This is a genomic window from Streptomyces sp. NPDC058632 (assembly GCF_042717095.1).
Taxonomy (GTDB): domain Bacteria; phylum Actinomycetota; class Actinomycetes; order Streptomycetales; family Streptomycetaceae; genus Streptomyces.
The window spans coordinates 45,486-67,135 of the sequence record NZ_JBHXQZ010000041.1 but is presented as its reverse complement, the minus strand read 5'-3'; the positions used below and the strand labels follow the sequence as shown (position 1 = coordinate 67,135).

The following is a 21,650-nucleotide window of genomic DNA, read 5'->3' as shown; positions in this document are numbered from 1 at the left end:
GCCCCGGGCCGTCGCTCTTGACGGTGCCCCGGCCCCGCCGTTTCGGCCGGGCTGAGGCCGGGCACGCACCGCCACGCGTCAGGCCTGGATTCCGGCCGCGTAGGCCGAGAACCAGCGGGGGAATTCGGTGAGGTCGGTGAGGACGACGTCCGCGCCGGCCTTCCGCAGTTCCGCGGGGTCGCAGGGGCCGGTGGCGACGGCGACGGACAGCGCGCCGGCGGTCCGCGCGCCGCGCACGTCGCCCACGTGGTCGCCGACGTACACGCCCGCGCCGTGCTCGCGCAGCGCCGGCGCCTTCTGCTCGGCCCACAGGTCACCGATCACGGCGTCCGGTTCGATGCCGAGGTGGGACAGGTGCAGCTTGGCGTTCGGCTCGTACTTCGCGGTGACGACGACGGTGCGCCCGCCCGCCTCGCGTACGGCGGACATGGCCTCGCGGGCGCCGGGCAGCGCGGGCGTGGCGGCGATGGCGTACGTCGGGTACATCGCCCGGTACAGGTCGGCCATCTCGTCGACCCGGTCGGCCGGGAACCAGTTGATCAGCTCGTCCGCGAGGGGCGGTCCCAGCCGGGTGACGGCGAGATCGGCGTCGATGGGGGTCCCGGTCCGCTCGGAGAGCGCCTGGTAGCAGGCGCGGATGCCGGGCCGGGAGTCGATGAGCGTCATGTCGAGGTCGAAACCGACGGTGGGCGGGAGCGCGGTCGTGGAGGCCATACCCGCCATTGTGCCCAGCGCACGCAAACGACGGACCGGCGTACCTCCCCGGGGCCTGGGGCCTGTCCGGCGGATCGGGTCGGAGGCGGTCGGCGGTGTCCGTCCGGCCGGGGCGGGTGGGGTCCGGTGCGTTCGGCCGCAGGGCGGAGGAGGGCGCGCCGACGCGAGGGGGGTCCCTCCCCGCTCGGGCGGAGCCGGGAGCCCGGGGAAGCCGGCGACCGACGACAACGCCGCGGACGGGCGTGCCGGACCCCACGTCCTCGGCATGATCCGCCGGACAGGCCTAGCGGGGGCGCTGGGAGCGCCAGGTCAGGAACAGGGCCGAGGCGACGGCGGCGGCCCGGACCACCCAGGGCCAGGTCTCGAAGACGGCGTCGTTCATGGCGCCGTCGGCGATGGGGGTGCCCCAGCGTCCCTCGGTCCTGCCCCACAGCCAGGCGACTCCGCCCGCGATCGCGAGACCGGGCAGGACGACGACCGCCCACTTGACCTCGGCCCGGCTGAGACGGCGGGAGGCGTAGACGATGACCCAGCCGAGGAACAGGGCGAACCAGTTGCCGAGCACGGCGCCCACGACCAGCAGGCCCGCGGCTACCAGGAGCAGCGGGTTGCTCCAGCCGCCGGACGGGAGGCGCAAAAGCCTGCGCCGGAAGACGGAGCCGGTCTTCTCCTTCTCGCTCCCGGCCTCGACGACGGGGGCGGAGGCGGGGGCGGGCATGTTTCCGCCCGGCCGCCCGTCGGCGCCCCGGGCGTCGTCCGTGGCCGGCGGGGCCTTGAGCAGTTCGGGGATCTCCACGCCGCCGATGAAGCCGGGTACCTGGTCGCCGACGCCGAAGGGGCTGCTGTCCGTCCGCCACCAGTCGGGCTGGGTGGTGCTGTCGCCGAGTTCGTCCATACCGGCCCGGTGCGGCGCGGACGGTCCGCCGGGGACGGAGGGCGCGGCAGGGGCGGCAGGGGCCGCGGGGGTGGCGTGCGGGTGGTCGGCCGGGCGGGGGCGGGGGACGGCGCGGCGCAGGACGCTCTTCGCCCGCTGGGCACGGTCGCCGCCCCGCTGGGCGGGAACCGCGGCGGGGGCCGGCGCGGGCTTGCTCAGGGGGGCACTCCCGTTCCCCTCCGCGCCGGAAGCCGTCCCCTCGGTGCCGGAGGTGTTGCCGGAGGCGCTGGAAGAGGCCGCCGTCACGACCTCGTCCGGGGTGCCCATGCGGGAGATGATGCGGCGCACGGCCGTCGGGGAGTCGACCACGGCCTTCGCCCGGCGCCGGTCGATCTCGTCCCGCAGCCCGGCGACCAGACGCATACGGGTCGCCGACGGCAGCTGCCGCTGCTGGGCCACGTCGCCGACGCGGCTCAGATACTCGTAGACGACCTGGTCACTCTCGATACCCACGAAGTCCCCTCCGGGGCGGTTGCGTTGGCGGACGACGTCGCACGACGGTACCGCGAGTCCGGCCGGCCGGCCCAACTCCACGCACCCCACCGGCGTATCCACCCGCTACCGTGATGCGGATGAGCACCGAGGAGAAGCCCGCGGCGGCCCCCCGATCCCTCGCGGAGGCACTCCGGGCACGGGACGACGCCGGGCTTGCCGCGCTCCTGCGCAGCCGGCCGGATCTCGTCACGCCCGTGCCCACCGACCTCACGCAGCTGGCCACCCGGGCCGGTACGCGTGCCTCGGTCGTCCGCGCCCTGGAGCGGCTGGACCGGTTCACGATGCAGACCGCCCAGGCGCTGGCCGTGGCGGCGGATCCGGCGCCGTACGACGAACTGCTCGGGCTGCTCGCGGGCGACGGGGGCGACCCCGCGGTGTCCGCCGCGCTGCCGGGCGCCGTGCGGACGCTGCGTGAGCAGGCGCTGGTGTGGGGCGACGACGACCGGCTGCGGCTGGTCCGTACGGCCCGTGAGCTGCTCTCCCCGTCCCCGCAGCACCCCTCGCCGACGGGCCTCGGCCCGACCGTGCGGGAGGCGACGGCCGGGATGTCCCCGGGGCGGATCCAGGAGATCGTCACGGCGGCCGGACTGCCCTCCACGCACGACTCGGTCTCCGCCGTGGCGGCGCTGACCGGGCTGTTCACGCACCGGGCGCGGATGGCGGCGCTGCTGGCCGAGGTGCCGCCGGAGTCGGTGGAGGTGCTGGAGCGGCTGGTCTGGGGGCCGCCCTACGGTCAGATCACCGCCGAGCCCGCGGCCCGGCTGCGCCGGCTGCTGGACCGGGGGCTGCTGCTGCCGACCGCGCCCGGGACGGTCGTCCTGCCGCGGGAGGTGGCGCTGCACCTGCGCGGCGGGCGGGCGCACCGGACGACGGAGCCGGTGCCGCCGCCGGTCGAGGCCGCGGCCACGCACCGTCCACAGGTGGTGGACGCGACCGCGGCCGGGCAGGCGTACACGGCACTGGCGACCGTCGAGGAGCTGCTGAAGGACTGGGACGAGGGCGGCCCGGCGGTGCTGCGGTCCGGCGGGCTGAGCATGCGGGACCTGAAGCGGACCGCCGCCGCCCTGGACGTGACCGAGCCGGTCGCCGCGTTCTGGGTCGAACTGGCTTATGCGGCGGGGCTGGTGGCCTCCGACGGTGAGGCCGACGAGCGGTACGCGGCGACCCCGGCGTACGACACCTGGCTCGAACGGCCCGCCGCCGAGCGCTGGACGACGCTCGCCGCGGCGTGGCTGGCGGCGACCCGGACGCCGGGGCTGGTCGGCGGGCGGGACGCGAAGGACCACACCCTGGCGGCACTGGGTCCGGGGCTCGACCGGTCCGCGGCGCCCGAGGTGCGGCGCCGGGTGCTGGCCCTGCTGGCGGGGCTGCCGGAGGGGGCGGCGCCGGACTCCGGGTCCGTGTCGGAGCGGCTGCGGTGGGAGCGGCCGTTGCGCTCGGCGGGCGGCACGGGCGGTTCCGGTTCTACCGGAGGGGGCGCGGGTGAGGGCGACGATCTGCGCTCGCGGCTCGCCCGGTGGACGCTGACCGAGGCCGAGATGCTGGGCATCACCGGCCGCGGCGCGCTGTCCGCGCACGGACGGGTCCTGCTCGCGTTGCCCGCGCCGAAGGCGCGGGCGGGGCGGAAGGCGCCGGACTCGGAGTCGAAGTCCCCCTCCGAATCCGCGTCGGGGCCGGGGTCGACGGGGCCGGGCGACCGTCTCCCCGTCCACCACCACCACCGGCCGTCCGTCCCGCACCCGGATTTCCCCGCCTCGCCCTCCCCCAGCCCCGCCGCTCCCACTCCCGCCGAGCAGGCCGCCGCGTCCTCCTCCGCCGCCCGGCTGCTCGCCCCGCTGCTGCCCGAACCGCTGGACCACGTCCTGCTCCAGGCCGACCTGACGGCGGTCGCGCCCGGCCCGCTCCAGCGGCCGCTCGCGGACATGCTGGGGGTGCTGGCGGACGTGGAGTCGAAGGGCGGGGCGACCGTCTACCGGTTCACGCCGGGCTCGGTACGCCGTGCCCTGGACGCCGGCCGGGCCGCCGCCGACCTGCACGCCTTCCTCGCCGCGCACTCCCGTACGCCGGTGCCGCAGCCGCTGGCGTACCTGATCGACGACGTGGCCCGCAGACACGGGCATCTGCGGGTGGGCGCGGCCTCCGCCTACGTGCGCTGCGACGACGACGCGGTGCTGAACGAGATCCTCGCCGACAAGCGGGCCGCCGGGCTGGGCCTGCGCCGGCTCGCGCCGACCGTGCTGGCCGCGCAGGCCGATCCGGCCGGCCTGTTGGAGGGGCTGCGCCGGATGGGGTTCGCGCCGGCCGCCGAGTCCGCCGAGGGCGATGTCCTGATCACCCGCGCCGACGCCCGCCGCACCCCGCCGCGCACGGCACCCGAGCCGGTCCCGGAGGGGCCGCCGGTGCCCGACGAGACCCTGCTCACGGCGGCGATCCGCGCCGTCCGCGCCGGCGACCTCGCCGCCACGACCCCGCGCAGGGCCACGGCCGGGGAGACGGGCGATGCCGGGGCGGGGAGCGGTGCGCTGCCGCGTACCGGGGCCGCCGAGACCCTCGCCACCGTGCAGGCCGCCGTCCTCACCGGCGAGGCACTGTGGATCGGCTACGTCAACGCCGAGGGTGCCGCCAGCCAGCGCGTCATCGCCCCGGTCCGTGTCGAGGGCGGCTTCGTCACCGCGTACGACCACACGGCCGACGAGGTGCGGACGTACCCGCTGCACCGGATCACCGGGGTCGCGGAGCTGGCGGACGACGAGAACTGAAGCCCGCTCCGCCGCACGGGCTCCCCGCACGGTGCGGAGCACGGCGTCGGATGTCGCGGTCGGCCCGGCGGACCCTCTTCGCGGCCGGGTCGACGGTGAATTCGTCCGTCGTGACCAGCGGAACCCCGGGTGCGCTCGGCGCGGTCCGCGTGCGGCGGGCCGCGGCGCGCGGACGGGCGAGCAGCTCGTTCATGCTGAACGGCCTGGTGATGTGGTCGTCGGCTCCCGCGTCCAGCGCGGCGGCCTTCTCACCGGAGGCCTGGCGGGCGGACAGCACCAGGATCGGCACACGGGTCCAGCCGCGCAGTCCCTGATGACGTCGACGCCGTCCGTGTCCGGGAGGCCGAGGTCGAGGAAGACCGCGTCGGGCCGGCGCGTGGCCGCCAGGCGCAGGGCCGTGGCACCGTCCGGGGCCTCGTCGACCCCGTAGTGGCGGGCCCGCATGGTGATGACGGGCGCGCGTACGAGCTGGGGGTCGTCCTCCACGACCGGCACCCGGGCCATCGGTGTGCGCCTTTCCCGTCGTGCACGGGGTGGAGCGGTCCGCCGGGAGTTCACGGCGGTGGGAGCCGGTGGCCCGGGAGGCATTCCGAATGCCTCCCGGGCCCTTCGCGTCACTCCGTCAGTTCTTGGCCATGAGTTCCTTGAGCGCGATGTTCAGTTCGAGCACATTGACCCGGGGTTCACCGAGGAAGCCGAGGGTGCGGCCCCGGGTGTGCTCGTCGACGAGCTTGTCGACCCGCGCGACGGCCAGCCCGTTCCGCTCCGCGACCCGGGGGGCCTGGAGGTCCGCGTACTGCGGGGAGATGTGCGGGTCCAGGCCGGAGCCGGAGGAGGTGACCGCGTCGGCGGGCACGTCGGAGGGCCTGACGGTGTGACCGTCCACGGAATTCTCCCTGACGACCGCGGCCTTGGCGTCCCTCACCCACCGGATCAGCTCCGCGTTGTCGGCGGAGCGGTTGGTGGCGCCGGACAGGATGAGCTCGTACTGGGTGTTGACGCTGTTGGTGCCGAGGCCGTTGGCCGGACGGCCCTGGAACCACTTCAGGTCCGGTTCCGGAGTCTCCTGCCCCTCCTTCAGCGGCAGGTTGTACGACTGCCCGATCAGTGATGAGCCGACGACCCTGCCGTCCGCCTTGATCTCGGAACCGTTCGCCCTGCCTGGAAGAAGCCCCTGGGCGATGCCGGTGATCACCAGTGGATAGACGATGCCGGTGACCAGGGTCAGGACGAGGAGGGCGCGCAGGCCCGCCCCGAGGAGCCGGGCGGTGTTCGATACGGAGTGGTTCATGGCGATCAGCCGATTCCGGGGATGAGGGAGACGAACAAGTCGATGATCTTGATGCCGGCGAAGGGGGCGATCAGCCCGCCGAGCCCGTAGACGGTGAGGTTGCGGCGGAGCATCCGGTCGGCGCTCATCGGCCGGTAGCGCACCCCCCTCAGCGCGAGCGGGACCAGCGCGACGATGATCAGCGCGTTGAAGATCACCGCCGAGAGGATCGCGGAATCGGGCGAGGACAGGCGCATGACGTCGAGCTTGTCCAGGCCCGGGTGGACGGCGGCGAACAGCGCCGGGATGATCGCGAAGTACTTGGCGACGTCGTTGGCGATGGAGAACGTCGTGAGCGCGCCGCGGGTGATGAGGAGCTGCTTGCCGATCTCCACGATCTCGATGAGTTTGGTCGGGTCGGAGTCGAGGTCGACCATGTTGCCGGCCTCCTTGGCGGCCGACGTTCCGGTGTTCATCGCCACGCCGACGTCCGCCCGGGCCAGCGCGGGGGCGTCGTTGGTGCCGTCGCCGGTCATCGCGACCAGCTTGCCGCCGGCCTGTTCGCGCCTGATGAGGGCCATCTTGTCCTCGGGGGTGGCCTCGGCGAGGAAGTCGTCGACGCCGGCCTCGTCGGCGATCGCCTTGGCGGTCAGCGGGTTGTCGCCCGTGATCATGACGGTCTTGATGCCCATGCGGCGCAGTTCCTCGAACCGTTCGCGCATGCCGTGCTTGACGACGTCCTTGAGGTGGATGACGCCCAGGACGCGAGCGCCCCGGTCGTCCTCGACCGCCACCAGCAGCGGCGTGCCGCCCGCCTCGGAGACACGGTTCGCGCTCTCGCCGATGTCGGCGGCGACCGTGCCGCCGCGCTCCTCGACCCAGGCGATCACGGAACCCTTCGCGCCCTTGCGCACCTTGCGTCCGTCGGTGTCGACGCCCGACATACGGGTCTGGGCGGTGAACCGGATCCAGTCGGCACCGACGAGTTCGCCCTGGTGGCGTTCGCGCAGTCCGTACTTCTCCTTGGCGAGGACGACCACGGAGCGGCCCTCCGGGGTCTCGTCGGCCAGCGACGACAGCTGGGCGGCGTCCGCGACCTCGGCCTCGGTGGTACCGCCTGCCGGGACGAACTCGGCGGCCTGCCGGTTGCCCAGCGTGATGGTGCCGGTCTTGTCCAGCAGCAGCGTGGAGACGTCGCCGGCGGCCTCGACCGCGCGGCCCGACATGGCCAGCACGTTGCGCTGCACCAGCCGGTCCATGCCCGCGATGCCGATCGCCGACAGCAGGGCCCCGATCGTCGTCGGGATGAGGCAGACCAGCAGCGCGACGAGCACGACCGTCGTCAGCTCGGTGCCCGCGTAGTTCGCGAACGGCTGCAGAGTGGCGCAGGCGAGGAGGAAGACGACGGTCAGCGAGGCGAGCAGGATGTTCAGCGCGATCTCGTTGGGCGTCTTCTGCCGGGTGGCGCCCTCGACCAGGTTGATCATCCGGTCGATGAAGGTCTCGCCGGGTCGTGTGGTGATCCTGACGACGATGCGGTCGGAGAGGACCTTCGTACCGCCGGTGACGGCGCTGCGGTCGCCGCCGGACTCGCGGATGACCGGGGCCGACTCGCCGGTGATCGCCGACTCGTCCACGGAGGCGACGCCCTCGACGACGTCACCGTCCCCGGGGATGATGTCGCCCGCCTCGCAGACCACCAGGTCACCGATCCGCAGTGCGGTACCGGGCGCCCGTTCCTCGCGTCCGTCCACGAGGCGGCGGGCGACGGTACCGGTTCGGGCCCTGCGCAGGGTGTCGGCCTGCGCCTTGCCGCGGCCCTCGGCGACGGCCTCCGCGAGGTTGGCGAAGAGCACGGTCAGCCAGAGCCAGGCGCTGATGGTCCAGCCGAACCAGTCGCCCGGGTCCATGAAGGAGAACACCGTCGTCAGGACGGATCCGATCAGGACCACGAACATGACGGGCGACTTCACCATCACCCGCGGATCGAGCTTGCGGAGGGCATCGGGCAGCGACTCGACCAGCTGCTTCGGGTCGAAGAGGCCCGCGCCGACACGGCCCTGGCCTGACGTGTGCCCGGTGGGTGCGTCGTTGTGCGGCACCCGGGTCGGGGTGGTGGTGGACATCGGGTCCTCGTGCTTCCGCGTGTCTGTGGTCATGCCGCCAGCCCCTCCGCGAGGGGACCCAGCGCAAGCGCCGGGAAGTAGGTCAGGCCGGTGATGATCAGGACCGCCCCCACCAGCAGCCCGGTGAACAGGGGCTTCTCGGTGCGCAGGGTGCCCGCGGTGGTCGGAACCGGCCGCTGCTCCGCCAGCGATCCCGCCAGCGCCAGGACGAACACCATCGGCAGGAAACGGCCGAGCAGCATCGCCAGGCCCAGCGTGGTGTTGAACCACTGGGTGTCCGCGTTCAGACCGGCGAAGGCGGAGCCGTTGTTGTTCGAGGCGGAGGTGTAGGCGTACAGGATCTCCGAGAACCCGTGCGCCCCGCTGTTGGTCATCGAGTTCGCCGGAGTGGACAGAGCCATCGCCGCGGCGGTGAAGGTCAGTACCAGCGCCGGGGTGATCAGGATGTAGCAGGCGGCGAACTTGATCTCACGGATGCCGATCTTCCTGCCGAGGTACTCGGGGGTGCGTCCGACCATCAGGCCGGCGATGAACACCGCGATGACCGCCATGACGAGCATGCCGTAGAGGCCGGAGCCGACACCGCCGGGCGCGATTTCGCCGAGCATCATGCCGAGCAGGGTGATGCCGCCGCCGAGGCCGGTGTAGGAGGAGTGGAAGGAGTCGACGGCGCCGGTGGAGGTGAGGGTGGTGGCCACCGCGAAGATCGAGGAGGCGCCGACACCGAAGCGGACCTCCTTGCCCTCCGTCGCACCGCCCGCGAGCTCGAGTGCCGCGCCGCGGTGGGCGAACTCGGTCCACATCATCAGGACGGTGAAACCGACCCAGATGGTGGCCATGGCCGCGAGGATCGCGTAGCCCTGCCGGACGGAGCCGACCATGAGGCCGAACGTCCGGGTCAGCGAGAAGGGGATGAGAAGGATCAGGAAGATCTCGAAGAGGTTCGTGAACGGGGTGGGATTCTCGAACGGGTGGGCGGAGTTGGCGTTGAAGTAGCCGCCGCCGTTGGTACCGAGCTCCTTGATCGCCTCTTGCGAGGCGACCGCGCCGCCGTTCCACTGCTGCGTGCCGCCCATGAACTGGCCGACCTCATGGATGCCGGAGAAGTTCTGGATCACCCCGCAGGCCACGAGGACGACCGCGCCGACGGCCGCGAGCGGCAGCAGGATACGGACCACGCCCCGCACCAGGTCGGCCCAGAAGTTGCCCAGCCCGCCGTCGCGCACGGAGGTCCCCCCTGCTCGGGGGAGGGCGAATCCGCGCACCAGGGCCATGCAGACGGCGATCCCGACCGCCGCGGAGACGAAGTTCTGCACGGCCAGACCGGCGGTCTGCACGACGTGCCCCATGGCCTGCTCGCCGTAGTACGACTGCCAGTTCGTGTTGGTGACGAAGGAGACGGCGGTGTTGAACGCCTGGTCCGGATCGATCGGGGCGAAACCCAGCGAGCCGGGCAGCACGCCCTGGAGCCGCTGGAGGCCGTAGAGGAAGAGGACACCGACCACGGAGAAGGCCAGCACGCCGCGCAGATAGGCGGACCAGCGCATATCCGCGTCGGGGTCGGCACCGACGCCCTTGTAGATCCACTTCTCCACGCGCCAGTGCCTGTCGGAGGAGTAGACCCTGGCCATGTAGCTGCCGAGGGGGACGTGGGCGAGCGCCAGCGCGGCCATGAGGGCGAGCAACTGGAGCACGCCGGCGAGGACGGGACTCATGCGGTGCTCAGAACCTCTCCGGGAAGAGCAGGGCGAGGACGAGGTATCCCAGCAGGGCGACGGCGGTGATCAGGCCGACGACGTTCTCGACGGTCACAGCTTCGTCACGCCCTTGGCGACGAGAGCCACGAGCGCGAACACCGCGATCGTGACGGCGACGAAGGCCACATCGGCCATCGCAAGCTCCTAATGAGGTTCGAAAAAGAATCCGACAAGAAGAGAAAAGCGCCTGCGCGGCCGGATTCGGCCACCGTTGACGGCTTCCGTACGGGGGACCGAACGCTTTTAGCGGGTCCCTTACGGACGGACGGCCGCAGGCCCCTGCGAGCGTCAGGAGCCGCCGCACACCGTCGGGACGGGCGGAAACCGCAACCGGCGGATCACGGCGTCGCCCTCGCGCCGCACCGCGTGGGCGACGACGAATCGGGATGCGTGACTCCTCGGTCCGGGTCCGAACCAGCACCCGGGTCCGGACCGGCACCTGCCCGCTCCCCCGTACGGCGCTTCGCCGTCCCTGCTGTGGTCACCGTCACTCCGGCCCTCAAGGGGCGGGCGATCAGGCAAACTGGACGTTTGGCCGTGCTGTGCCCGTGCATGCCCGTGCCGAGCCCGTCGCAGAAAGGCAGCCGCGCGTGAATGGTCCGCTCATCGTCCAGTCCGACAAGACGCTTCTCCTGGAAGTCGACCACGAGCAGGCCGGGGAGTGCCGTCGTGCCGTCGCCCCGTTCGCCGAGCTGGAGCGGGCACCGGAACACATCCACACCTACCGGGTGACCCCGCTCGGCCTGTGGAACGCGCGGGCCGCCGGCCACGACGCCGAGCAGGTCGTGGACGCGCTGGTGAAGTACAGCCGCTACCCGGTGCCGCACGCGCTGCTCGTCGACATCGCCGAGACGATGGACCGCTACGGCCGGCTCAGCCTGCTCAAGCACCCGACGCACGGTCTCGTCCTGACCAGCACCGACCGGCCCGTCCTGGAGGAGGTGCTGCGCTCCAAGCGGATCGCCCCGCTGGTCGGCGCCCGCGTCGACCCGGACACCGTCGCCGTGCACCCCTCCGAGCGCGGGCAGATCAAGCAGGTGCTGCTGAAGCTGGGCTGGCCCGCCGAGGACCTCGCCGGGTACGTGGACGGCGAGGCGCACGACATCGAGCTGCGCGAGGACGGGTGGGCGCTGCGCCCCTACCAGAAGCAGGCCGTGGAGAACTTCTGGCACGGCGGCTCCGGCGTGGTCGTCCTGCCCTGCGGCGCGGGCAAGACGCTGGTCGGCGCCGGTTCGATGGCGCAGGCGAAGGCGACCACGCTGATCCTGGTCACCAACACGGTCTCGGCCCGCCAGTGGAAGCACGAGCTGGTGAAGCGGACCTCGCTGACCGAGGACGAGATCGGCGAGTACAGCGGGACGCGGAAGGAGATCCGGCCCGTCACCATCGCCACGTACCAGGTGCTGACGACCCGCCGCAAGGGTGTCTACCCGCACCTGGAGCTGTTCGACTCCCGGGACTGGGGCCTGATCCTGTACGACGAGGTGCACCTGCTGCCCGCCCCCGTCTTCAAGTTCACGGCGGACCTCCAGGCCCGCCGGCGGCTGGGACTCACGGCCACGCTCGTACGGGAGGACGGCCGCGAGTCGGACGTGTTCTCGCTGATCGGGCCGAAGCGGTTCGACGCGCCGTGGAAGGAGATCGAGGCGCAGGGCTACATCGCGCCCGCCGACTGCGTCGAGGTCCGGGTCAACCTCACCGACTCCGAGCGGATCGCGTACGCCACCGCGGAGACCGAGGAGAAGTACCGCTTCTGCGCGACGACCGCGACCAAGCGGAAGGTGACGGAGGCGATCGTCCGGCGGTTCGCGGGGCAGCAGATCCTCGTCATCGGGCAGTACATCGACCAGCTGGACGAGCTGGGCGAACACCTGAACGCCCCCGTGATCAAGGGTGAGACGTCGAACGCCCAGCGGGAGAAGCTGTTCGACGCGTTCCGGGAGGGCGAGATCAGCGTCCTGGTCGTCTCCAAGGTCGCGAACTTCTCGATCGACCTGCCGGAGGCCACGGTCGCCATCCAGGTGTCGGGCACCTTCGGGTCCCGGCAGGAGGAGGCCCAGCGGCTGGGCCGGGTGCTGCGCCCCAAGGCGGACGGCCACCAGGCCCACTTCTACTCCGTCGTCGCCCGCGACACCATCGACCAGGACTTCGCCGCCCACCGCCAGCGGTTCCTGGCGGAACAGGGGTACGCGTACAGGATCATGGACGCGGACGAGCTCCTCGCGGAGAACTAGGGCTCCGGCGGATCGGGTCGGAGGCGGTCGGCGGTCTCCAGCCGGCCGGGGCGAGTGGGGTCCGGTGCGCTCGGCCGCAAGGCGGAGGAGGGCGCCGACGCGATGGGGGCCCCTCCCCGCTCGGGCGGAGCCGGGAGCCCGGGGGAGCCGGCAACCGACGACAACGCCGCGGACGGGCGTGCCGGACCCCAGGTCTTCGGCATGATCCGCCGGACAGGCCCCAGCCCTGCGGGAGGTCGAACACCAGCAGCACGGTCACGACGGTGGGTGCCGCCCAGGCCCGGCGGTCCCGGTCGGGCGGGCGCGGGTTACTCACTTCGGCACCCGAACGGACGCGTGTCGGTTGCCCGGTCGGTGGACCGCCGGTGGTATGACAGCGGGTCCGCTGCCGCAGGCCCGTCTCCCGGCTGCCGCGAGGGAAGGGCCTGCCCATGTCACGGACCGCCACCGCCACACGGATACCGCTCACCAGGGCCGCGGGGGCGGCGGCCGGGGCGCTGGTGCTGCTGCTCGGGGCGGCCGGGCCCGTGGCCGCGGGCGGACCGGTCGGCGGGGGCGGCGGGGGCGGCGGGGGCGGCGGGGGCGGCGGGGGCGGCGGCGTGGTGCTGCGGTGGCAGGACTGCCGGGGCGTGACGCAGACCGGGTTCGAGTGCGCGGTGGCGAACGTGCCCCTGGACCACGCCCGCCCCGGGGACCGCACGATCGAGCTGGCGGTGATCAGGCACCGTGCCGCGGCCCCGGAGAAGCGGGCCGGCACGCTGTTCTTCAACCCCGGCGGTCCGGGCGGACCCGGCACCGTCGGACTCCCGGAGCTGTACGACAAGTTCCCGGACGACCTGCGGGACCGCTACGACATCGTCAGCTGGGACCCGCGCGGCGTCGGCGAGAGTACGGCCGTACGCTGCTTCGGCACCGCCGAGGAGGCCACCGACTGGCAGGCGGACCTCCCTCCGTTCCCGGTGGGCGAGCGGGCGCAGCAGGCGTACATCGCCGCGTACGCCGATCTCGCGGAGCGCTGCGAGCAGAGCGATCCGCAGCTGCTGCGCCATGTCTCGACCGCCGACACCGCCCGCGACCTGGACCTGCTGCGCGCCGCGGTCGGCGAGGAACAGCTGCACTACTGGGGCGTCTCGTACGGCACCCTCCTCGGCGCGACCTACGCGAACCTGTTCCCCGAACGGGCCGGACGGCTCGTCCTCGACGGGAACGTGGACCCTTCGGCCTGGGTGGACGAGCGCGTCGCGGCGGCCCCGGCCAGGACGGCGGACGGGGCCCGCGCGACGAGCGGGGCCGGCGCGTCGGCCGCGCTGAACACTTTCCTGCGGCTCGGCTCCCACCTCGGGTCGGCCGACACGCTGGCGCAGTTCCTCGACCACTGCGGGCGCGCGCCCGTGACCGGCTGCGTCTTCTCGGCGGGCAGCCCGGCGGCCACCCGCGACAAGTACGACACCCTCATGGCGCGCCTCGCCCGGCGTCCGGCGGGCGACCCGACGTACGCGAGGGCGGTGAGCGAGGTGCGCGGCGGGCTCTACACCGTGCACCCCGGCTGGGCCGGGGTCGCCGACCTGCTGCAGACGCTGTGGAGCGGCCGGCCGCTCATTCCGCTCAGCGATCCGGCGGGCCCGACACGTTATCCGGGCTTCGAACAGTCGCTCGCGGTGCTGTGCGCGGAGAGCCCCAATCCGCGGTCGCCGCGGCTCTACCCGGAGCTGGAGGAACGGGCGGTGGCACAAGCGGGGGCCTTGGCCCGCTGGTGGGTGTGGGCCAACGAGCCGTGCGCCGCCTGGCCGGCCCGCGCCGCCGCCCCGTACACCGGCCCGTGGGACGGGGCGACCGCCCATCCGGTGCTGGTGGTGAACACGACCCACGACCCCTCCACCCCCTACGCGGCGGGCGTGAGCATGGCCGGGCAACTGCGTGACGCGCGACTGCTGACGGTGGACGGGTACGGCCACACCGCGCTGGACAACCCGAGCGCGTGCGTGGGGCGGTACGCCGTGCGCTACTTCCTCACGGGTGCGCTGCCGCCGGAGAACGCGCGGTGCGCGCAGGATCTCCCGCCGTTCGTCGAACGGATCCCCGGGACACCGCCGGGGCCGGACCCCGAGGTCACGCCGGAGTCGGCAACGGCGGGCGCGCCGGCCGGGCTCCTGCCGCCGGCCGGAGCCGGGGACGCGGCACTGCCGTACGGCCGCCGGCCCCTGGACGTCGTCGCCGGTCTGCTTCTCCCGGAGGACCGCCTTCTCCCGGAGGACCGCCGCACGGCTCCCTGACCAAGGCCGGGTCCGGGTCCGGGTCCGGGGACTGCACGGTCAGCGGCGGCGGACGCCCGCCTCCTCCCTGTACTCGCCGAGGACAACGACCGAGAAGAGGCTCTCGGCGAAGACCCGCACCGCGCGCAGGGCGTTGCCGACGCGGTGCGGGGAGTGGTGGACGGAGCCGGTGGCGGTGGCACCACTGGGGGTGCCCTGGTCACGGGCCCGGTTGCCTGGGATGAAGGTCGCTGTACTCATGTGTCCAGAGTGCGCCATATCACCCGTTCGGGGCATCGGTCGTGGGGCCCGACTTCAGGTCCCTTCGCATACGCCCCAAGACGCACGGTGTCCCCTTCGAGGAGGACCCGCGCTCCTGATATCCCCTGAGAGCTCCCTCAGAAGTGCGGGGCACCGCTTTATTCGTTCGCTCTGCGTGCGGGAGCCGACTAGAATCCCCCGCTCGCCCCGGCCACTGGAACGGTAGCCGACCGGGGTCCTCCCGCCTCCCTCGCCGGAGTGCCACCGCCCGGACGGAAACCGGGCGGTCCGCCATGCCGTGATCACACGGCATCACCGCCCGCACCAGCCGGAGGCAGACCCGTGCCCGCGCACATCCCCGAACCCGCCGCCACAGCCACGCCCACCCCCGACCCCGCAGGCCCGCTGGTCCGCGAGCGCGCCCACCTCGCCGCGTCCCGCACCGCCCTGCGCGCGATGCGCGAGGACGTCGAGGCCCTCGACATCCGCGACGTCACCGCGAACTGGGTCAACGCGCAGATCCTGGAGCGGCAGATCGAGGACCGCGTCAAGGCGCTGGCCGACCTCAGCGGCACCCCGCTGTTCTTCGGGCGCCTCGACTACCTGCACGCTCCGGGCGCCGAGGAGGCGGAAGGGGCTGGGGGCGAGCAGTTCTACATCGGGCGCCGGCATGTGCACGACGCCGACGGCGACCCGATGGTGATCGACTGGCGTGCGCCGGTCTCGCAGCCGTTCTACCGGGCGTCGAAGAAGGACCCGATGGACGTCGCGCTGCGCCGCCGTTTCGGCTACACCGGCGGCGACCTCACGGCGTACGAGGACGAGCACCTGTCCGACCCCACCGCGGTGACATTGTCCGGCTCCGCCGGGGAGGCCGTCACCAGCAGGCTGCTCCAGCAGGAGATCGAACGCCCGCGCGTCGGCCCGATGCGCGACATCGTCGCCACGATCCAGCCCGAGCAGGACGAGATCGTACGGTCCGGCCTGACGGGCAGCGTCTGCGTGCAGGGCGGCCCCGGCACCGGGAAGACGGCCGTGGGTCTGCACCGGGTCGCCTACCTCCTGTACGCCCACCGCGAGCGGCTGGCCCGCACGGGCACGCTGGTCGTCGGCCCGAACCGGTCCTTCCTCCACTACATCGAGCAGGTGCTGCCCGCGCTGGGCGAGCTGGCGGTCGGGCAGGCGACGGTGGACGACCTGGTGGCCCATGTCGAGGTGCGCGGGACGGACGACGCGCGCACCGCGCTCGTCAAGGGCGACGCGAGGATGGCCGAGGTGCTGCGCCGGGCCCTCTACGCACACGTGGCCATGCCCACCGAACCGGTCGTCGTCGTGCGCGGTTCACGCCGCTGGCGGGTAGCGGCGTACGAACTGGAGGAACTGGTACGCCAGTTGCTCGACCGGGACATCCGCTACGGTGCCGCCCGCGAGGCCCTGCCGCAGCGCATCGCGCACGCCGTGCTGGTGCAGATGGAGCGGGCCGGGGAGGCGCCGGACGACAGGGTGCAGGACACGGTGGCCCGCAACGGCGCGGTGAAGGCGGCCGTGAAGGCTCTCTGGCCGGCCGTCGATCCGGCGAAGCTCGTTCTGCGCCTGCTGGCGGACCCGGAGTTCCTGGCCGGGCACGCGGCCGGACTGCTGGACGAGGACGAGCAGAAGGCGATCCTCTGGGCGAAGCCGGCGCGGTCGGTGAAGTCCGCGCAGTGGTCGGCGGCGGACGCGGTACTGATCGACGAGGCCACCGATCTGATCCGGCGCACCCCGTCCCTCGGGCACGTGGTGCTCGACGAGGCGCAGGACCTCTCGCCCATGCAGTACCGGGCGGTGGGCCGGCGCTGCACGACCGGTTCGGCGACCGTCCTGGGCGACCTGGCCCAGGGCACCACGCCGTGGGCGACCCGGAGCTGGGAGGAGGCGCTGGGCCATCTGGGTAAGCGGGACGCGGTGGTGGAGGAACTGACCGCCGGTTTCCGCGTCCCGACGGACGTGATCGCGTACGCCTCCCGGCTGCTCCCGCACATCGCGCCGGGCCTGGCGCCGGTGGCGTCGATCCGCGACAACCCGGGCCTGTTCACCGTCCGGCCGGCCGACGGAACCGACGACGTGCTCGAGGCCTGCCGCGAACTGCTGGCCCACGAGGGCTCGGTCGGCCTGATCGCCGCCGACGCCCGGATCCCGGAGTTGGCGAAGGCCCTCACGGGGGCGGGCACCGGTTACGTCGCGCCGGGCGAGGAGACGACGTACGACACCCGGCTCACCCTGGTCCCGGCGTCGCTGGCGAAGGGCCTGGAGTACGACTACGTGGTCCTGGACGAGCCGCGCGCCGTGGTCGACGGCGAGCCCGACGAACGCACCGGCCTGCGCCGCCTGTACGTGGCGCTGACCCGAGCGGTCTCGGGCCTGATCGTGACGCATGCGGCGCCGTTGCCGGAGCAGCTGCTGCCGAACTGAGCCGACCCGGCGGGACGGCGTCAGCCCCCGTCGACCGCCTCTTCGGCCGCCCCGTCCACCACCCGGCGCCACTGCGCGACGGCTTCCGCCGAGACGGGCCCGGTCCATCCGCCGGGCCGGGCCGCGCCCCCGATGTGGAAGGCGTGGACCCCGGCGGTGAGCAGCGCGGGAACGTGCTCCAGTCGCAGGCCGCCCCCGACGAGCAGGTGCTGCTGGTACCCGGGCTCGTCCTCGCGCCCGCACCGGGCCTCGGCCAGCAGGGTGGACAATCCGTCGGCCACGCCGCCGGGCGCGCCGGCCGTGAGGTAGGTGTCGAGGCCGGGCAGCCCGTCGAGCTGTTTGCGGAGGGCGCCGCGGTCGGCGGCGCGGTCGATGGCGCGGTGGAAGGTCCACGGGCAGCCGTCCAGCGCCCCGACGACCCGTTCCACGGCGTCCAGGTCCACCCGGCCGTCGCCGTCGAGGAACCCGAGGACGAACTCGTCGGCCCCGGCGTCCCGCATCGCGTGGGCGGTGCGCACCAGCCGGTCGAGGTCACCGGCGGCGAACCCGTCCGCCAGGCGCAGCATCACCCGCAGCGGGAGGCCGACGGCCGCGCGGACGGCGGCGACGGTGGCGGCGGACGGGGTGAGCCCGTCGGCGGCCATGTCGGTGACCAGCTCGAGCCGGTCCGCGCCTCCCGCCCGCGCGGCAACGGCGTCCTCGACGTCGAGGGCGATCACCTCCAGGACGGCACGCTTGCTCATGGAACCCCATTCCTCGGCATCAAGGGCACGGACCGACGACTTCTACGACGTCGACGACTGGAGACCTAGAGGTCTAGTCCAATCCAGCCTACGCCCGCCGACCGGGGATCCGCGCCCCCGCACCCCGAGGCCGGTCTCACCCCCCGAAGATGTTCAGCTCCGCGGTCTCCGCCCCGGCCAGCTCGTACGAGGCCCCGTCCACCGGGCGTCCCGCGTACAGTCGCACCAGCGTCGCCCCGCCCCCGATGTACCGCGCCGGGGGCCGTTGCCCGGAGACCTTCCCGAGCCGCAGCGGCTCGTCGGCGTCGTCGAGATCGGCGTGCAGCGGCAGATGCCCCGTCACACCCGTGACGCGGGCCAGCAGATCGAGCGCGTACGGCAGCCCGGCCCCCGCGTACGCCCCGGGCTCCCCGAGCGCCTCGCGCACGTCACCGGCATGCACCCACTCGCCCAGCGCGAGGATGTCGAGGAGCCCGCCCGCCCCGGCGATCACCGGCCCGGCCTCGGTCATCCCCCGCTCCAGTTCGTCCACCACACGCTGGTTGCTCCAGGCGCCCCGCTCGGCGATGTCCCGTTCGTTCGACGCGGGCGAGAACACCCCCTCCTCGAACCGGCTCTCCACCACCCGTGTGAGCGCGGCCGAACAGTGCGCCAGCACGTCCCGCACGGTCCACCCCGGGCAGGCCACGACCGGCCGGCCGAAGTCCTCCTCCGCCCGCCCCCGCAGCAACGGGACCAGCGCGTCCCGCTCAACGGTCAACAACCTCCCGGGAAGCCCGGGTTCACGCACGCCGTGCACATCAGCAGGAGTCGTCATGCGGTCCACGCTAGTGGCGGCTCCGCCCCCGGGAGGGGAATCGTTCCGGGGCGAGAGCGGGAGTCACCCCGCGGACGGGGCCGGGAGCGCGGCGAGTTCGCCCAGGATCCGGGCCGCCGGCGCCGGGTCGACCAGCCACTTCAGGTGACTGCCCGCGAGCGTGCGGACGTCGTACGGGTTGTCCGGCGTCAGTTCGTCGCCCTCGCGGATCAGCCGGTCCTGCAGGGCGAGCGGCATGCTCGCGTCGTCGGCCAGGCGGACGAAGGTCTTCGGGATGCGGCCCCAGGTCGCCGCCTGCGCCCGGTCCGCGGAGGTGCCGACGTCCAGGTTCTCGTCGGGCTGGAAGGTGTTCAGGAAGGTCAGGAATTCCTCGTCGGTGCCGTCGGCGAGGAAGGCCGCCTTGAACGCCGCGAGGGCGGCCGGGTCCGCGGTGCGGAAGTTGACGCGGAGCAGGCCGAGTTCGGCGGGGTTTCCGGCCATCGCCAGTCCCAGGGAGGCGGCGTCGACCGTGGCCGTCTCCGGCTCGGCGTAGTAGTCGCCGACGTCGAGCGCGACCGGGCACCAGGCCGCGACGTAGACGATGCGGTCGATCAGGTCGGGCCGCGCGTCGGCCGCGGCCGTGGCCGTGACGCCGCCGCGGCTGTGGGCGACGAGGACCACCGGGCCGTTCCGCTCGGCCCGCTCCAGGACCCCGATCAGGTGCGCGGCGTTGTCGGCGAGCGTGACGCCCTTGATCGCACCGGACGCGGTGGCGAGACCTTCGGGATCCTGCGGCGCCTGGTAGGCGCGGGTGCAGGTCGCCGCGAAGCCGTGGCCGGGCAGGTCGACGGCGGCCGAACGGTGCCCGAGCAGGCCCGGTTCGGCCTGGAGCGGCGCGAAGGAGAAGGAGTTCGCGAAGGCTCCGTGGACCAGTACGAACGTCGGTTGCACCCGGCGGCTCACTTTCCGCTTTCTCACGGTACCGGCGGCACGCACGCCGCGATCTCGCCGGTCGGGCCCGGGGCCCGGGGGTGACATACGGACAGGTGCGTGCGATCCGGCGACCCTTGCCGGAAAGCACTCGGGCCGCCCCCGAAGGAGCGGCCCCAGGACCTGGTGCAGCCGTGTGCACCCTGTTCTGTCTGCTACCGCCGATGCTGCCAGGGCCGACGGAAGTGGGCCAAGCCGACCGCCACGCCATTCTTGACGGCGTTTTTCGGTCAGTGCGTGTGGCGTGCGTGAGCGATGAACGCGGACCACGCGGCCGGGGCCACGGTGAAGGTGCCCCGGCCGGTGTCCTTGGAGTCGCGGACGCGGACGGAGGCGGGGAGGGCGGCGACCTCGACGCAGTCGCCACCAGAACCGCCGCTGTAGCTGGACTTGAACCAGTTGAGCGACTGGCCCTTGGACTGCTCACTTGTCATGGGTCTCCTTGCAGCAGCTTCTCGATGCGGCGCAGGGATTCCCTCGGGGCCAGCGCCTGAGCCCGGATGATTCCATACCGCGCCGCGATGCCGCGGACGATTTCCCTGTCGGTGACCACCCGACCGCTTCCCTGGCTCTCCAGATAGGCCACCTGCTCCCCTCCTTCCGGCACCATCAGCGTGAACGGGCCGTCCACACAGGCGTGGTCGGTCGCCTCGGTCGGCATCACCTGAATCTCTACGTTCGGGTTCTGACCGGTGAGGAGCAAGTGCTCAAGCTGACCTTGCAGCACTTCCCGGCCCCCGATGGGCCGTTGGAGGACGGCCTCTTCCAGGACAAAGCTGAGTACGGGCGCGGGCTTACGGTCGAAGAGTTCGTGTCGTGCGAGCCGCGCCGCCACCATCTGCTCGATCTCCGCCTCGTTCCGACGCGGACGCCACACCGTGAACATCGTCCTGGCGTAGTCCTCGGTCTGAAGCATGCCCGGCACGATCAACGGCGCATACTGGTGGAACTCAACTGCGGTCTCCTCGATCCGCGCAGCATCCCGGAAGAAGGCGGGGTATCGCGTCAGGGCGACCGCCCGCTTCATCGCGAGCAGGATCCCGTCCGCCCCGAGCAGCGTGTCCAGCTTCTCGATGGTGTCCGGCCGGGCGATACGTCGCCCTTGCTCAATCGCGGCGATCTGCGCCTCGCTGTATCCGAGGAGCGGTCCGAGGGCGGCCTGGGTGAGACCGGCACGCTCCCGAAGGAGCTTGATCTGCCTACCGAAGCACCGTAGTAGCTCGTCGGCAGGATCCTGGCCGCGCACCGCGACCACCTGTTCCGAAACCTGCACCATGGGCCACCCCTGTTCCTGCCCTGACAGACACATACGGCGCCCCTACAGACACACTGTGTAAGGACGTGGTCGCTGGTCACCGTACGCGCGCCCGACAAGGCTCACCTTCATGACGACCGGAACTCCCCCCTTCGAGCGCACCAGCCACTCCACAGCACACGCCGAAGAGTTCTCCATGTGCTTCACCTCGACCCCGCGAGGCGCCCGCCTCGCCCGGCGGCTCACTTCCCACCGGCTTGACGCCTGGGGCTTCCCCTACGAGTCCGAGGTGAACGACACCGCGACCCTGATCGTCGCCGAACTCGCCGCGAACGCGGTGACCCACGGCCGGGTCCCGGGCCGCGACTTCCGACTGAGCCTGACGCTGACCGCGGTACGCGATCTCCTCCGCGTCGAGGTCGTCGATACCCGCGACGACCGCCTGCCTCCGGCACGGCCCCACGCTCCCGAGGGCCCCGAAGCCGAGACCGGCCGAGGTCTCTGGCTGGTGGCCTGCCTGACGAGCCGGATGGAGGTCGGGCCGCGCGGAGACGGCGGCCCCGGCAAAACGGTACGGGCCGAGATCGACCTCTGACCTCTCGGGGCGCGTACC

General features: G+C 72.9%; 17 protein-coding genes and 1 pseudogene. 5 read left to right on the top strand and 13 right to left on the bottom strand.

What is annotated here, in order from left to right; translation table 11 throughout:
* Positions 1–78 precede the first annotated feature (78 nt).
* A complete protein-coding gene (locus tag ACFWVE_RS17855) occupies positions 79–714 on the bottom strand; it encodes an HAD family hydrolase (protein WP_384014715.1) in 636 nt (211 codons plus the stop codon).
* Positions 715–997: 283 nt separating this feature from the next.
* Entirely contained in the window at positions 998–2,101 is a 1,104-nt protein-coding gene (locus tag ACFWVE_RS17850) for a hypothetical protein (RefSeq protein WP_384014712.1), read from the bottom strand.
* A 119-nt stretch (positions 2,102–2,220) separates the two neighbouring features.
* Here ACFWVE_RS17850 and ACFWVE_RS17845 point away from each other — a divergent pair, with 119 nt between their 5' ends.
* Entirely contained in the window at positions 2,221–4,902 is a 2,682-nt protein-coding gene (locus ACFWVE_RS17845; RefSeq protein ID WP_384014709.1) for a helicase C-terminal domain-containing protein, read from the top strand.
* Between the two features lie 46 nt (positions 4,903–4,948).
* Here the strand turns inward: ACFWVE_RS17845 and ACFWVE_RS17840 are convergent.
* The 5 genes and pseudogenes from ACFWVE_RS17840 to kdpF form a co-directional block, all read right to left on the bottom strand.
* Positions 4,949–5,406: pseudogene (locus ACFWVE_RS17840) on the bottom strand (response regulator); the annotation flags it as partial.
* A gap of 118 nt (positions 5,407–5,524) precedes the next feature.
* Positions 5,525–6,193 carry a potassium-transporting ATPase subunit C gene (locus ACFWVE_RS17835; RefSeq protein ID WP_384014707.1) on the bottom strand — a complete coding sequence of 223 codons (669 nt, stop codon included), beginning with the start codon at positions 6,191–6,193 and terminating at the stop codon, positions 5,525–5,527.
* 5 nt (positions 6,194–6,198) lie between these two features.
* Positions 6,199–8,331 carry a potassium-transporting ATPase subunit KdpB gene (gene kdpB, locus ACFWVE_RS17830; protein WP_384014705.1) on the bottom strand — a complete coding sequence of 711 codons (2,133 nt, stop codon included), beginning with the start codon at positions 8,329–8,331 and terminating at the stop codon, positions 6,199–6,201.
* Positions 8,328–10,013, bottom strand: a complete 1,686-nt coding sequence (kdpA, locus tag ACFWVE_RS17825; protein ID WP_384014703.1) for a potassium-transporting ATPase subunit KdpA — start codon at positions 10,011–10,013, stop codon at positions 8,328–8,330. Before kdpA ends, kdpB begins: the two co-directional genes overlap by 4 nt.
* A 7-nt stretch (positions 10,014–10,020) precedes the next feature.
* The gene (kdpF, locus tag ACFWVE_RS17820) at positions 10,021–10,110 is read right to left on the bottom strand and encodes a K(+)-transporting ATPase subunit F (RefSeq protein WP_384014699.1); all 90 of its coding nucleotides are present in this window, start codon (positions 10,108–10,110) and stop codon (positions 10,021–10,023) included.
* A gap of 535 nt (positions 10,111–10,645) precedes the next feature.
* Here kdpF and ACFWVE_RS17815 point away from each other — a divergent pair.
* Both ACFWVE_RS17815 and ACFWVE_RS17810 read left to right on the top strand, forming a co-directional pair.
* A complete protein-coding gene (locus tag ACFWVE_RS17815) occupies positions 10,646–12,289 on the top strand; it encodes a DNA repair helicase XPB (RefSeq protein ID WP_384014697.1) in 1,644 nt (547 codons plus the stop codon).
* A gap of 431 nt (positions 12,290–12,720) precedes the next feature.
* On the top strand, positions 12,721–14,562 hold the full coding sequence (locus ACFWVE_RS17810) for an alpha/beta hydrolase (protein ID WP_384014694.1): 1,842 nt from the start codon (positions 12,721–12,723) through the stop codon (positions 14,560–14,562).
* A 39-nt stretch (positions 14,563–14,601) separates the two neighbouring features.
* On the opposite strand, the gene ACFWVE_RS17805 is transcribed toward ACFWVE_RS17810, so the two are convergent.
* Positions 14,602–14,802, bottom strand: a complete 201-nt coding sequence (locus tag ACFWVE_RS17805) for a hypothetical protein (protein ID WP_384014691.1) — start codon at positions 14,800–14,802, stop codon at positions 14,602–14,604.
* 342 nt (positions 14,803–15,144) lie between these two features.
* Between ACFWVE_RS17805 and ACFWVE_RS17800 the strand changes: the two genes are divergently transcribed.
* Entirely contained in the window at positions 15,145–17,253 is a 2,109-nt protein-coding gene (locus tag ACFWVE_RS17800) for a HelD family protein (RefSeq protein ID WP_384014688.1), read from the top strand.
* Positions 17,254–17,273: 20 nt separating this feature from the next.
* On the opposite strand, the gene ACFWVE_RS17795 is transcribed toward ACFWVE_RS17800, so the two are convergent.
* From ACFWVE_RS17795 to ACFWVE_RS17775, 5 genes are all read right to left on the bottom strand, one after another.
* Positions 17,274–17,996: a copper homeostasis protein CutC gene (locus ACFWVE_RS17795; RefSeq protein WP_384014685.1), complete on the bottom strand. Its 723-nt coding sequence runs from the start codon at positions 17,994–17,996 to the stop codon at positions 17,274–17,276.
* A 136-nt stretch (positions 17,997–18,132) separates the two neighbouring features.
* Positions 18,133–18,813, bottom strand: a complete 681-nt coding sequence (locus ACFWVE_RS17790) for a maleylpyruvate isomerase family mycothiol-dependent enzyme (protein ID WP_384014682.1) — start codon at positions 18,811–18,813, stop codon at positions 18,133–18,135.
* 63 nt (positions 18,814–18,876) lie between these two features.
* On the bottom strand, positions 18,877–19,755 hold the full coding sequence (locus ACFWVE_RS17785; protein WP_384014678.1) for an alpha/beta hydrolase: 879 nt from the start codon (positions 19,753–19,755) through the stop codon (positions 18,877–18,879).
* Positions 19,756–20,012: 257 nt separating this feature from the next.
* Positions 20,013–20,216, bottom strand: coding sequence for a DUF397 domain-containing protein (locus ACFWVE_RS17780; RefSeq protein WP_384014675.1), 204 nt, complete (start codon positions 20,214–20,216; stop codon positions 20,013–20,015).
* Positions 20,213–21,058, bottom strand: a complete 846-nt coding sequence (locus tag ACFWVE_RS17775; RefSeq protein WP_384014672.1) for a Scr1 family TA system antitoxin-like transcriptional regulator — start codon at positions 21,056–21,058, stop codon at positions 20,213–20,215. Before ACFWVE_RS17775 ends, ACFWVE_RS17780 begins: the two co-directional genes overlap by 4 nt.
* Positions 21,059–21,167: 109 nt before the next feature.
* Between ACFWVE_RS17775 and ACFWVE_RS17770 the strand changes: the two genes are divergently transcribed.
* Entirely contained in the window at positions 21,168–21,632 is a 465-nt protein-coding gene (locus ACFWVE_RS17770) for an ATP-binding protein (protein ID WP_384014669.1), read from the top strand.
* Positions 21,633–21,650: the final 18 nt, after the last annotated feature.